Genomic DNA, 14,632 nt, shown 5'->3' with positions numbered 1-14,632 from the left:
CCCTTCCGGTTCAGCCACGTCCGTCACCGCCCAGCGCCAGCCGGACCAGTCCGTCCACGTCCATGCCGTGGATGGCGTCCCGGTCGCCGTCGTCGTCCGCACTCCGGTGTGCCGTGGCCGGTGCGGACGAGGTGTCGTCGCCACCGGCGGCGGGAGGTGTCAGGCGCAGCAGGGGGTCCAGCAGTCCGGCGTCACGCAACCGCGCCAGGGGGATCGCGGCCAGCCGTCGGCGCAGTTCCCCTTCGTCGTCCCGGTCCACCGGTGGTGCGGGAGGGGCCGCGGGGGCGATCCGTCCGGCCAGGTGTCCGGCGACGGCGGACGGTGTGGGGTGGTCGAAGACGAGGGTGGCGGGCAGCCGCAGACCGGTGGCGGCCTTCAGCCGGTTGCGCAGGTCGACGGCGGTCAGCGAGTCGAAGCCGAGGTCCTTGAAGGCCCGTTCCGGGTCGATCGCGTCGGTGCCGGCGTGGCCCAGGACATCGGCCACCTGACCGCGGACCAGCTCCACCGTGTGTTCCAGGCGCTGGTCGGCGGGCAGGGCCGCGAGCCGGGCGCGCAGGGACGCGGTGTCGGCCGCGCCGGTGGCAGACGCGGTGGGCCGGTGGCGGGCGGGGAAGAGGCCGCGCAGCAGGGGCGGGACCGGGGTGGCCGGTGTCGCGGCGCGCAGCCGGGCGGTGTCGAGCCGTACGGGCACCAGGAGTGGTTCGTCCAGCCGCAGCGCGGCGTCGAGGAGGGCGAGTCCCTGGTCGTCGGTGAGCGCGCCCACTCCTCCGTGGGTCATCCGCCGCAGTCCGGTGGCGTCGAGGGTGCCGGTCATCTCGCCGCGCCGTTCCCACAAGCCCCAGGCCAGTGACTGGGCGGGCAGCCCGAGACAGTGACGGTGCTGGGCGAGGGCGTCCAGGAAGGCGTTGGCCGCCGCGTAGTTGCCCTGGCCCGCGTTGCCGATGATGCCCGACGCGGAGGAGAAGAGGACGAAGGCGGCGAGCGGGTGGTCGCGGGTGGCCTCGTGCAGGTGGAGCGCCGCGTCGACCTTGGGGCGCAGGACACGGTCGAACCGCTCGGGGGTCAGCGAGGTGACCACTCCGTCGTCGAGGACCCCGGCGGCGTGGACGACGGCGGTCAGCGGATGCCGCTCGGACACCCCGGCCACCAGGGCCATGACGGCGGCCCGGTCGGCGACATCGCACGCGGCGAACTCGGGCCGGGCGCCGAGGGCTTCCAGATCGGCGAGGAGCGCCGCGGCCCCGGGCGCCTCGGCGCCGCGCCTGCCCACCAGGAGCAGGTGGCGGACACCGTGCCGGGCCACGAGATGACGGGCCACCAGACCGCCGAGGGCACCGGCGGCGCCGGTGACCAGCACGGTGCCCTCGGGGTCGAGCGGCCGGGACGGCCCGTCCTCCGGAGCCGGAACGCGGGCCAGCCGGGCGGCGAGCAAGGTGGTGTCCCGGACGGCGAGTTGGGGTTCGCCGAGGTCGAGGGCGCCCCACGGCAGGTCCGTCAGGGCGCGGCGGCCGTCGGCGGCCTCGTCGGTGTCGACCAGGAGGAACCGGTCGGGGTGCTCGGACTGGGCCGAGCGCACCAGGCCGCGGGCCGCGGCGGCGGCCGGAGCGGTGATGTGCTCGTCCGGGGTGGCCCGGACGGCGCCGTGGGTGAGGAACACCAGCCGGGTGTCGCTGAGCCGGTCCTCGGCGAGCCAGTCCTGGAGGAGTGCCCGCGTCGTGTCGACGGTGGAGCGCACCGCCTCGCCGTCGTCCCCGTCGGGGACGCAGGCCACCAGGACCGCATCGGGCACGGGGGCGCCGCTCCGGATGGCGGTGACGAGCCCGGCGAGGTCCGGATAGGTGTCGGGAAGACCGTCCACGGGAGCGAGCGCGGCCCACCGGGCGGTGTCCGCGCGGTCCGTGGCCGGGGCGGGCACGGGGGTCCACTCCACGCGGAAGAGGGAGTCGTGTGCCGGGATGGCGGAGGTGTGCAGGGTCGTGGTGTCGACCGGCCGGACGGTCAGCCCGCCGACGGTGACCACCGGCCGGCCGGAGGGGTCCGTCGCGTGGATCGACACCGGCCCCTCGGTGTCGCACACCAGGCGGACGCGCAGCTCGGTGGCGCCGGAGGCGTGCAGGGTCACCCCGGTCCACGCGAACGGCAGGCGCGCGGTGCCCGGCGCGAGGCCGGGGTCGCCGTTCCCGTCGGCGGCGCCGAGCCACAGGCCCTGGAGGGCCGCGTCCAGCAGTGCGGGGTGGATGCCGAAGGCGGCGGAGTGCGGCTGCTGGTCGGCGTCGAGGCGTACCTCGGTGAAGAGTTCACCGCCGCGCCGCCACGCGGCGCGCAGTCCGCGGAAGGCCGGGCCGTAACCGTAGCCGGAGGCGGAGAACCGCTCGTAGAGGTCCTCGACGTCGACCGGTTCCGCTCCGGCGGGTGGCCATTCCATCAGGGGACCGGGCAGCGGCTCGGCCCGCTCGTCGGCGAGGGTGCCGGTGGCGTGGAGGGTCCAGGGCGCGTCGGGTGCGTCCTCCGGGCGGGAGAACACGTCCACACCGCGGCGGCCGGTGTCGTCCGGGGCGCCGACGCGCAGTTGGAGTGCGACTCCCCCGCTCGTGGGCAGCGCCAGGGGCGCCTGGAGCGTCAGTTCCTCCACCAGGGAGCAGCCCGCCTGGTCCCCGGCGCGCAGGGCGAGTTCCACGTACGCGGCGCCGGGGAGCAGCACGGTGTCCGCCACGGCGTGGTCGGCCACCCAGGGGTGGGAGTGCGCCGAGATCCGCCCGCTGAGCAGCAGTTCACCGCTGCCCGCGACCTCGGCGGCGGCGCCCAGGAGCGGGTGGCCGAGGGCGCCGAGACCGGCGGCGGTGACATCGGCGCCGCCCCCGGCCGGGTCCGGCAGGGCCCAGTAGGACCGGTGCTGGAAGGCGTACGTGGGCAGCTCCACGCGCGTGGCCGGGTAGCGCGTGAACAACGGTGCCCAGTCCACCGGCAGTCCGTGCGCCCATGCCGCGCCGAGCGAGGTGAGCAGGCGCTCCATACCGCCCTCATCGCGGCGCAGGGTCTCCAGGACGACGCCGTCGGTGTCCGCGGCCTCCAGGGTCTCCTGGACGGCCGTGGTCAGCACCGGGTGCGGGCTGAGCTCGACGAAGGTGGTGTACCCGGCGTCGGCCAGGGCCCGGATCGCGGTGGCGAAGCGCACCGCCCCGCGCAGATTGCCGTACCAGTAGCGGGCGTCCATGGCGGAGGTGTCCAGCCGGGCGCCGGTCACGGTGGAGTACAGGGGGACGGCGCCGGTCTTCGGCGCGATGCCGTCCAGTGCGGTGACGAGCGTGGTCTCCAAGGCTTCCACATGGTCGCAGTGCGAGGCGTAGTCCACGTCGATCCGCCGGGCGCGGACCTCCTCCCGCTCGCAGGACACCAGGAGTTCGTCCAGCGCGGTGGTGTCACCGGAGACCACGATCGACGCCGGACCGTTGACGGCGGCCACCGCGAGGCGGTCGTCCCAGGCGGAGATCCGGCTGCGGGCGTCCTCCTCGCAGAGGGCGAGCGACGCCATGCCACCGTCGCGGCCGAGGGAGGCGATGGCGCGGCTGCGCAGTGCCACGACGGTGGCGCCGTCCTCCAGGGACAGCGCTCCGGCGACGACCGCGGCGGCGATCTCGCCCTGGCTGTGGCCGACGACGGCGTCCGGGACCAGGCCGTGGGAGCGCCACAGCGCGGCCAGTGACACCATCACGGCGAACAGGACGGGCTGCACCACGTCCACCCGGTCCAGCCCGGTACCGGAGTCCACGACGTCCAGCAGTGACCATTCCACATGCGGGGTCAGGGCCGCCGCGCAGTCACGCATCCGGTCGGCGAACGCGGGGGACGCAACGAGCAAGTCCCGTGCCATTCCGGCCCATTGGGCGCCCTGCCCGGGGAAGACGAAGACGACGGGTCCCCCGGTGTGCGCGATACCGCCCACCGCGGGGGTGGCCCCGGCGGCCAGCTCCTTCAGGGCGGCGGGCAGCCGGTCGCGGTCACCGACGAGGACGGCGCGGTGTTCGTGGGCGGTGCGGCCCGTCAGGGCCAGGCTGACATCGGCCACGTCGCACCCCTCGGTGCGGGCCAGGTGGTCGAGCAGACGCGCGGCCTGGGCGCGCAGTGCTTCCGCGGACCGGGCGGAGAGGAGCCAGGGCAGCACGGGGCCGGGCTGGTCGTCATGGTTCTCCGGATCCTCGTGCGGCACGGGCGGCCGCGGGGCCTGTTCCAGGATGACGTGGGCGTTGGTGCCGCTCAGCCCGAACGAGGACACCCCCGCGCGGCGCGGTCGGCCGGATTCCGGCCAGGGTGTGGTGTCGGTGGCCAGGGCCAGACCGCCCTGGTTCCAGTCGACATGGGTGGTGGGCCGGTCGACGTGGAGGGTGGCGGGAACGGTGGCGTGGCCCAGGGCCAGCACCGTCTTCATCACTCCGGCGAGTCCGGACAGGGCCTGGGTGTGGCCGATGTTGGACTTCAGCGAACCGACCAGCACGGGCCGGCCGTCCGGCCGGTTCCGTCCGTAGGTGGCCAGGAGCGCCTGGGCCTCGATGGGGTCGCCGAGGGTGGTGCCGGTGCCATGGGCCTCGACCACGTCGACGTCCGTGGTGTCGAGTCCGGCGTCGCTGAGCGCGGCCCGGATCACCCGTTGCTGGCTGGGTCCGTTGGGCGCGGAGAGACCGTTGCTGGCGCCGTCCTGGTTGACGGCCGAGCCGCGCAGCACCGCGAGGACCGGGTGGCCGTCGCGGCGGGCGTCGGCCAGCCGTTCGACGAGCAGGACACCCGCGCCCTCGCTCATGCCCATCCCGTCGGCGGCGTCGGCGAACGCCTTGCACCGGCCGTCGGGGGCCAGACCGCGCTGCCGGGAGAAGCCGGCCAGCGCACCGGGCGTGGACATCACGGTGACACCGCCGACGAGGGCCAGCGAACAGTCCCCGGCGCGCAGCGCACGGGCCGCCAGATGCAGGGCGACCAGGGACGAGGAGCAGGCGGTGTCCACGGTGATGGCCGGGCCCTCCAGACCGAGGGTGTACGCCACCCGGCCGGACACGACGCTGGGCGCGCTGCCGGTGAGCAGATGTCCCTCGGCCTCCGCGGAACGGGCCACGGCGGTGGCGTAGTCGCTGTAGTTGACCCCGGTGAAGACACCGGTGCGGCTGCCGCGCAGGGCGGTGGGGTCCAGGCCCGCGCGTTCGAGCGCCTCCCAGGAGGTCTCCAGCAGCAGGCGTTGCTGGGGGTCCATGGCGCGGGCCTCGCGGGGCGAGATGCCGAAGAAGTCCGCGTCGAAGTCGGCGGCGTCGTGCAGGAAGCCACCGTGCCGGGTGGTGACGGTGCCGGGGCGGTCGGGGTCGGGGTCATAGAGCGCGTCGAGGTCCCAGCCGCGGTTGGCGGGGAACCCGGAGACGGCGTCACGGCAGTCGGTCAGCAGCTCCCACAGGGCATCGGGGGTGCTGACACCACCGGGGAGCCGGCAGCCCATGGCGACGACGGCGATCGGTTCGTCGGTGGCGGCGGTCGTCCCGTGGTCCCCCGGGCTCCGTCGGCCGTCCTCGTTCCCGTCCTCGTCGCCGACGCCGTCGCTGTCCGCGTCACCGAGCAGACACTCCCCCAGGTGGGTGGCGAGCGCGGTGGCCGAGGGGTGGTCGAAGACCACGGTCGACGGCAGCCGCAGTCCGCTCGCGCTGTTCAGCCGGTTGCGCAGTTCGACCGCGGTCAGCGAGGCGAACCCCAGCTCCTGGAAGGCCTTCGAGGGCGGGACGGTGTCGGTGGAGTCGTGGCCGAGCACGGCCGCCGCGTGGGTCCGGACCAGGTCGAGCAGCAGCCTGGACCGTTCCGCGGGACCGAGCGCGGTCAGCCGCTGCCGCAGTTCCGACGCGGCCGGTGCGGAGGCGGCGGTGTCCGGCGCCGCGAGCGCGCGCCGGGCCTCGGGGACTCCGGTCAGCAGCGGGCTGCGACGGCTGGAGGTGAACACCTCGGTGAAACGCGGCCAGTCCACGTCGGCGACAGTGATGAGGGTGTCGTCGTCGTCGAGGATCTGTTGCAGGCAGGCGATGGCGGTGTCGGGGTCGATCCGCGGCAGTCCGTGCTCTTCGAGGTTGAAGAGGTCGGCGACGGGTTCCTGGACCGCCGGGGCCGCGGGGTTGTCCGCCCGCCAGATGCCCCAGTCGACCGTGGTGGCGGTCAGGCCACGCGCCCTGCGGTGCTGGGCCAGCGCGTCCAGATAGGCGTTGGCGGCGGCGTACGCGCCGTGGTCACCGCTCCCCCACACGCCCGCGATCGAGGAGAACAGGACGAAGGCGTCGAGTTCGCGGTCGAGCAGGGCGTCGAGGTGTCCGGCTCCCGCCGCCTTGGCGGCGACGATCCGCTCGAACGCCTCCAGGGGCATGGCATCCAGCGGGGCGAGGGCGATGTGGGCGGCCGCGTGCACCACGGCGGTGACGGGGGTGCCCTGGGCGTCGAGCCCGGCCAGGAGCGCCTCGGTCTGGGCACGGTCGGAAAGATCGCACACGGGCAGGGTGAGACGGGTGCCCAGCCGGGCGAGTTCGGCCGTCAGCTCCGCCGCCCCGGGCGTGTCAGGGCCGCGGCGTCCGGGCAGCACGAGGTGTTCGGCGCCTCCCCGGGCCAGCCAGCGGACGAGGTGCGGGCCGACCGCTCCGGTACCCCCGGTCAGCAGGACCGTGCCGCGGGGCCGCCAGGAACGGCCGGGGCGGGCGGAGGCGCGGGGTGCCCGGACGAGGCGGCGGGCGAGCAGACCGGTGGACCGTACCGCCAGCTGGTCCTCGTCCCCGGCGCCGCCCAGCGCGGCGCACAGCCGCTCGCGCGCGCGGTCGTCGAGCCGCGCGGGGAGGTCGACCAGCCCGCCCCAGCGGCGGGGGTGTTCGAGCGCGGCGACCATACCGGTCCCCCACACCAGTGCCTGCCGGGGCGCGGTGGGCGGATCGGCGGGGCCGGTGGAGACCGCGCCGGTGGTGGCGCACCACAGGGGCGCGGTCATTCCGAGGTCGCCCATCGCCTGGACGAGCGCGAGGGTGAGGGCGGCGCCCGTGGGCAGCGCCGGGTGGTCGGGGTGGGGATGTGCATCGAGGGCGAGCAGCGAGAGGACACCGGTGACGGGACGGCCCTCGGCTGCGGCGGCCAGTACGGCGGCGAGCGCGGTCCGGTCGGCGGTGGTGTGGGGCTCGGCGGTGACGACGGTGGCGCCGTGGTCGGTGAGCGCGCGGAGGACGTCGCGCCCGGTGGCGTCGGTGCCGTGGCCGGGAGGCAGGACGAACAGCCAGCGGCCGGTGAGGGTGGTGGCGGGCGGGTCGGGTACCGGCCGCCAGTCGACGCGGTAGCGCCAGGAGTCGGCGACGGTGGCGGTGGCCCGGCGGCGGTGCCAGTCGCCGAGGGCGGGGAGCACCCGTCCGAGCGCCTCGGCGTCGACGGCGAGCGCGTCGGCGGCCTCGGTCACGTCACCGCGTTCGACGAGGTCCCAGAAGGGCGCGTCGTCACCGGCGGATGGCGTCGCGGGGGCGCTGGGCTCCAGCCAGTGGCGGCGCTGCTGGAACGGGTAGGTGGGCAGGTCGATCCGGCGGGCCCCGGAGCCCTCGTAGACCGCGCGCCAGTCCACCGGTGTGCCGTGGACCCACAGTTCGGCAGCGGAGGTCAGGGCGCGCCGGGGGCCGCCCTCGTCCCGCCGCAGGGTGCCGGTGACGAGGGTGTCGGCCGCGCCGGTGTCCTCGGCGACGTCCTGGACCGGCACGGTCAGCACGGGGTGGGGCGACACCTCGAGGAACACCCGGTGGCCCTCCCGCACCAGGGAGCGGACGGCGGTGTCGAAACGGACGGTCTCACGGAGGTTCCGGTACCAGTACGCGGCGTCCATCCCGGCGGTGTCCAGCCGCTCACCGGTGACGGTGGAGTACAGCGGTACACGGGGCACGGCCGGGGTGATGTCCGCCAGCGCGGTGAGCAGCCCGTCGTGGACGCGTTCAACCTGCGCGGAGTGGGAGGCGTAGTCGACGGGGAGGGTGCGGGCGCGGATGTCCCGGGTGGCGCAGATGGCGACGAGTTCGTCGAGGGCCGCCCGGTCGCCGGAGACCACGACGGCGGCGGGCCCGTTGACGGCGGCGATCGACAGGCGCTCCGTCCAGGGGGCGATGAGCTCCCTGGCCCCCGCGAGCGGCAGCGCGAGCGAGACCATGCCACCGTCGCCGGAGAGGGCGGCGACGGCGCGGCTGCGCAGGGCGACGGCCTTCGCGCCGTCCTCCAGTGACAGCGCTCCGGCGACGACCGCGGCGGCGATCTCGCCCTGGCTGTGGCCGACGACGGCGTCGGGTTCGACGCCCCAGGACCGCCACAGCGCTGCCAGTGACACCATCATGGCGAACAGCGCGGGCTGGACCACGTCGACGCGGTCGAGCGAGGCGGCGCCGGGCGCTCCGCGCAGCACATCGCGCAGTGACCAGTCCACCAGGCCGGACAGCGCCTCCTCGCAGGCGTCGACGGAGGCGGCGAACTCCGGTGAGCTGTTCAGGAGTTCACGCCCCATACCGGACCACTGGGCGCCCTGTCCGGGGAAGACCCAGGCGATCCGGCCGGTGGGCACCCGCTCGGTGTGGCCGGTGACGACCGGTGCGGTGTCCTCGTGGATCAGCGCGGACACACCGGCGAGGAGTTCGGTCCGGTCCGCGGCCAGGACGACGGCGCGGTGCTCGAAGGCCGTCCGGGTGGTGGCGAGGGAGAACCCGATGTCCACCGGGCGTGCCTCGGCGGTGCCGTCCAGCCGGGCCCGCAGGCGTACGGCCTGGTCGCGCAGGGCGGCGGCGGTGCGCCCGCTGAGGAGGCAGGGTACGACGGCCGGGGTGGTGACCTCGGGCGCCGGGGATGCCTGCGCACCGGGGTCCACTGCTTGGGGGTCGGGGGCCTGTTCGAGGATGAGGTGGGCGTTGGTGCCGCTCATCCCGAACGAGGACACCCCCGCACGGCGTGGTCTGCCGGTCTCCGGCCACGGTGTGGCCTCGGTCAGCAGCGCGACCGAGCCCGCCGACCAGTCCACATGTGGGGTCGGCTCGGTGATGTGCAGGCTCCGCGGCAGCACCCCGTGGCGCAGGGCGAGGACGGTCTTGATGACCCCGGCGACTCCCGCGGCGGCCTGGGTGTGGCCGATGTTGGACTTCAGGGAGCCGAGCCACAGCGGCCGTCCGGCGGGGCGGTTCCGGCCGTAGGTGGCGATCAGGGCGTCGGCCTCGATGGGATCGCCGAGGGTGGTGCCGGTGCCGTGTGCCTCCACGGCGTCCACGTCCGCCGGGGCCAGGCCCGCGTCGGCCAGCGCCGCCTGGATGACGCGCTGCTGGGAGGGTCCGTTGGGGGCGGTCAGCCCGTTGCTGGCACCGTCCTGGTTGACGGCGGAGCCACGCAGGACGGCGAGCACTGGATGGCCGTTGCGGCGCGCGTCGCAGAGACGCTCCAGGAGCAGTACGCCGACGCCCTCGCCCCAGCCGGTGCCGTCGGCGGTGGCGGAGAACGGTTTGCAACGCCCGTCGGCCGACATCGCGCCCTGGCGGCTGAACTCGGTGAAGACGGAGGGCCGGGACATCACCGTGACCCCCGCCGCCAGCGCGAGGGAGCACTCCTCGTCACGCAGGGCGCGCGCCGCCTGGTGGACGGCGACGAGCGAGGCCGAACACGCGGTGTCGACGGTGACGGCGGGGCCCTCCAGCCCGAGCGCGTAGGCCACCCGGCCGGAGGTGACGCTCATCGAGTTGCCGGTCATCAGGAAGCCCTGGACGGTCTCCGGGGCGCCCGCGCCGAGTTGGCCGTAGCCCTGGTCGATGGCCGCGGCGAACACTCCGGTACGGGTGGCGCGCAGCGAGGCGGGGTCGATGCCCGCGCGCTCGACGGCCTCCCAGGCGGCCTGGAGCAGCAGACGCTGCTGCGGGTCCATGGCCACGGCCTCGTGCGGGGAGACGGCGAAGAATCCGGCGTCGAAGTCGGCGGCGCCGTCGATGAACGCGCCCTGGCACGGCACACCGCCCTCGGTCAGCCGCCCGGTGTCCCAGCCGCGGTCCCCGGGGATGCCGGTGACGGTGTCACGGCCCGCCACCAGCAGCTCCCACAGCTCCTCGGGGGTGCGCACCCCACCGGGGAAGCGGCAGCTCATCGAGACGACGGCGATGGGCTCGTGGCCCCGGGCCTCGGCCTGGCGCAGCCGTCGGCGGGTGTCCCGCAGGTCGACGGTGACGCGGTTGAGGTAGTCGCGCAGTTTCTGCTCGCTCACCGGGCACCTCCGGCGGTCCGTCGGGCCGGCTCGGTCTGCGGGTGACTCACGAGATGCCCAGCTCCTTGTCGATCAGGTCGAAGATCTCTTCGTTGGTGGCGGCGGCGATGGCGGCGGCGCCATCCGGTCCGTCCGGGCCCTCCGGCGCGTCCGGCCGGTCCTCGGCGGGCTCCAGCCGGGCGAGCGCGCCGCGCAGCCGCCGGACGAGCTCGGTGTGCGGCGGGGTGCCGGTGTGGTCCGCGCCGGACAGTTCGGCGACGAGCCCGTCGAGGCGGTCGAGTTCGGCGAGTGCGAGCGGCGGGCCGTCCGCATGCCCGGCGGACACCCGCGTGGCGAGGTGTGCGGCGAGCGCTTCGGGGGTCGGATGGTCGAAGACGAGTGCCGCGGGCAGGCGTTCACCCGTCACGGCCGCCAGCCGGTTGCGCAGTTCGACACCGGTGAGGGAGTCGAATCCCAGCTCCTTGAACGGACGTGTGGCACCGATCAGCTCCGTGGAGGTGTGGCCGAGGACGGCGGCGGCGTTGCCGCGCACCAGGTCCAGCAGGACCCGGTGGACCTCCGCGGGCGGCAGGCCCTGGAGCCTGCCGGTGAGCGTGGCGGCTGGTGCCGCGGGGGCGGTGGCGGCGGCCCGTCGCGCGGGCCGGATCAGTCCGCGCAGCATCGGTGGCGGGTCCTCCCCCGCCGATGCGGCGGCGGTGAGCGCCACCGGGTCCACGGCGGCCGCCAGGACGTACGGGGTCTCGGCGCGCAGAGCGGCATCGAAGAGACCGAGCGCCGCTCCGGTGGACAGGGCGCCGATGCCCCGGTCCGCCATCGCTCGCAGATCCACCTCGGTGAGATGCGCGGTCAGTTCGCTGCGCTCCTCCCACATGCCCCAGCCGATGGACACGGCGGGCAGCCCCTCCGCGCGGCGCTGTGCGGCCAGGGCGTCGAGGGCGGCGTTGGCGGCCGCGTAGTTGCCCTGTCCGGGTGTTCCGAGAAGGGCCGCGCCGGAGGAGAAGAGCACGAACGCCGCCAGATCGCCGCCCCGGGTCAGCTCGTGCAGGGTGTACGCGGCATCCGCCTTGGGCCGCAGGGTGGTGGCGATGTGCTCAGGGGTGAGCGAGGAGAGGACGCCGTCGTCGAGCGTGCCCGCGGCGTGCACCACGGCGGTCAGCGGATGGGTCCGGTCCACCCGTGCCAACAGGCCGGCCGCCGCGGCCGGATCGGACAGATCGCAGGCCACCACGGTCGCCCGCGCCCCGGCCGCGGCGAGGTCCTGGACCAGCTCCGCGGCTCCGGGCGCCGCCGGGCCCCGGCGCCCCGCCAGCAGCAGGTGGCGCACCCCGTGGACGGTGGCCAGATGGCGGGCGACCAGGGCGCCGAGGGTGCCGGTCCCGCCGGTGACCAGCACGGTGCCGTCGGGGTCGAGCGGGGCCGGGAGCGTCAGGACGTTCTTGCCGATGTGCCGGGCCTGACGCAGGTGGCGGAAGGCCTGGGGGGTCTGCCGGATGTCCCAGCAGGTGACCGGCGGCAGGGTGAGAACACCACGCCCGAACAGGGCCAGGATCTCGGTGAGCATGGCACCGATCCGGTCCGGCCCGGCTTCCATCAGGTCGAACGCCTGGTAGTGGACCCCGGGGTGGTGACGCGCCACCTCGTCGGCGTCCCGTACATCGGTCTTGCCCATCTCCACGAACCGGCCGCCGCGGGGCAGCAGACGCAGCGAGGCGTCCACGAACTCCCGGGCCAGACAGTCGAGTACCACGTCGACGCCCTTGCCACCGGTGGCGTCCAGGAACGCCGTGGCGAACTCGGTCGTGCGGGTGGAGGCGAGGTGCGCCTCGTCGACACCACGGTCCCGGAGCACATCCCATTTGGCGGGGCTTGCCGTGGCATACACCTCGGCCCCGGCGTGCCGTGCCAGTTGTACGGCGGCCGTGCCCACCCCTCCGGTGGCCGCGTGCACCAGAACGGACTGGCCGTCGCGCAACCCGCCGAGGTCGAACAGCCCGTACCACGCGGTGAGGTAGGCGATCGGCACCGAGGCCGCCTGGGCGAAGGTCCATCCGGCCGGGATCGGGGCGAGGGTGCGCCGGTCGCTGACGGCGGTCGGGCCGAAGGCCCCGCCGAACACCCCCATCACCCGGTCCCCGGGGGCCAGGTCGTCCACGCCGGGGCCGACTTCGAGGACCGTACCGGCCCCCTCGCTGCCGAGCACCGGCTGATCGGGGTCGAGGCCCAGGGAGACCACGACGTCGTGGAAGTTCAGACCGGCGGCGCGTACGGCGACCCGCACCTCGCCCGGACCGAGGGGTGACAGGGCGTCGGGGGCGGGGACGGCCACCGGACCGCCTTCGGTACCCGCGGCTCCGAGGCCGATCCGCCACGCCGGGGTATCAACCGGCGGCACCACGCAGTCCCGGTGGGGTGTGGCGGTGAGCCGCGGTACCAGCACCTCACCGTGGCGTACGGCGACTTGGTGCTCCCCCGCCGCCAGAAGTCCGGGCAGCGCGGAGACGAGGGCGGTCGCGGAGCCGGGCCGGTCGTCGAGGTCCACCACCGCGAAGCGCCCCGGGTGCTCGGTCCGCGCGGTCCTCAGCATGCCCCACACCCCGGACTGGGCCAGGTGGGGGACGGTGGTGTCGCCGGGTCCGGTGGGCAGCGCGCCCCGGGTGACGACGACGAGGGTGGACCCCGCGTGGCGTTCGTCGTCCAGCCACTCGCGCACCAGGCGCAGGCATGCGGTGGTGGTGGCGAGCAGTGCGGCGGCGGGGGTGTCCGCCGGTGGACACGGGCAGTCGACGACGACCAGGTCCGGGTTATCCGGTCCATCCGGTCCATCCGGTCCGTCCAGTGCCTCCGGTACGTCCGGTGCGGACGCCGGGTGCGGCGCGGCCGGTCGGGACCAGGACACGGCGTCGGGCAGAGCCTCGCGCAGGGTGTCGCCCAGCCGTCCCCAGCGCGCTGCCGTGGGCTCCGTGGCGGGCGCGGGGAGCCACTCCAGCCGGTGCAGTCCGTCGCGGCCGGAGTCGACCGGCCGCAACCGGTCCGCCGAAACAGGGCGCAGCACGAGCGAACCGGCGGACAGGATCTCCTGCCCCGCGAGGTCGTGGACGGTGAGCGCGACGGCGTCCGGGCCGTCGGCGGTGAGCCGTGCCCGGACGGCGGTGGCCCCGGTAGCGTGGACGGTGACATCGGTCCAGCTGAACGGCAGCCGCGCGGCGCCGTCCCGGTCGGGCAGGAGCGCGGCGGTCTGCAGTGCGGCGTCCAGCAGCGCCGGGTGGAGGAGATATCCGGCCGCGTCGGCGTGCTGCCCCTCGTCGAGGACGAGGTCGGCGAAGACCTCGCCGTCGCCGCGCCAGGCGTTGCGGATCCCCTGGAAGGTGGGCCCGTAGACGTATCCGGCGGCGGCGAAACGCTCGTACAGATCACCGGTGTCGACCGGTCGGGCCCCGGCGGGCGGCCAGGTGATGACGGCGGGACCGGGCCGCCGGACGGTGGGCACGACGGTACCGGTGGCGTGGAGGGTCCACAGGTGTCCGCCGTCGGGAGCGGCTGTGTCCCGCTCCGGGCGGGAGTACAGGCTCAAGCCCCGGTCGCCGTCGTCGCCGGCCGCGGCGAGGCGGATCTGGACGTGTACGGCACCGTCGTCGGACAGTACGAGGGGTGCCGACAGGGTGAGTTCGCCGACCGTGGCACGGTCGGCCTCGGCGGCGGCGCGCAGCGCCAGCTCCAGGAAGGCGGTGCCGGGCAGCAGGGTGGTCGACTGGACGCGGTGTTCGGCGAGCCACGGGTGGGTCCGCAGGGAGAGCCTGCCGCTGATGAGGATCTCGCCCGTGTCGGCGATCTCCACGGCGGCGCCCAGGAGCGGGTGTCCGGTGGTGGCGAGACCGGCGGACGCAACGTCCCAGCTGGTGGTCGGGACATCGAGCCAGAGCCGCCGCTCCTGGAAGGGGTAGGTGGGCAAGTCGACGCGCCGGGCACCGATCCCCTCGAAGGCGGGCGTCCAGTCCACCGCCACGCCCTGTGCGTAAGCCTCGCCCAGCGACAGCAGCATGCGTTCCGTACCGCCATCGCCGCGGCGCAGGGTGCCGGTGATGACGGCTGCCGTGCCAGTCGTCTCGGCAGTCTCCTGTACGGCGGCGGTCAGGACCGGATGCGGACTCACCTCGACGAACGCACCGAAGCCCTCATCCAGCAGCGCACGCACCGCAGGTTCGAAACCCACCGGACTCCGCAGATTCGCATACCAATAGCCACCATCCATCAACGAGGTGTCCAGCCAGCCACCCGTCACCGTGGAGAACAACGGAACATCACCGCTCTTCGCCGTGACCCCCTCCAACGCCGAGCACAGTTCGTCCTCGATCCGCTCCACCTGCGCACAATGCGAGG

General features: G+C 74.9%; 2 protein-coding genes. Both read right to left on the bottom strand.

Annotated elements, in window-relative coordinates; genetic code table 11:
- Positions 1-10: 10 nt before the first annotated feature.
- Complete coding sequence (locus NMK44_RS30370; protein ID WP_254749166.1) at positions 11-10,255, bottom strand: type I polyketide synthase; 10,245 nt, start codon at positions 10,253-10,255, stop codon at positions 11-13.
- 46 nt (positions 10,256-10,301) lie between these two features.
- Positions 10,302-14,632: SDR family NAD(P)-dependent oxidoreductase (locus tag NMK44_RS30365; RefSeq protein ID WP_254749164.1), on the bottom strand; the 4,331-nt coding region annotated here is incomplete at its 5' end.

It is taken from the genome of Streptomyces cucumeris, assembly GCF_024295805.1.
GTDB classification, from domain to species: Bacteria; Actinomycetota; Actinomycetes; order Streptomycetales; family Streptomycetaceae; genus Streptomyces; species Streptomyces cucumeris.
The sequence above is the reverse complement of the archived record's forward strand: the minus strand, read 5'-3'. Positions and strand labels throughout refer to the sequence as shown.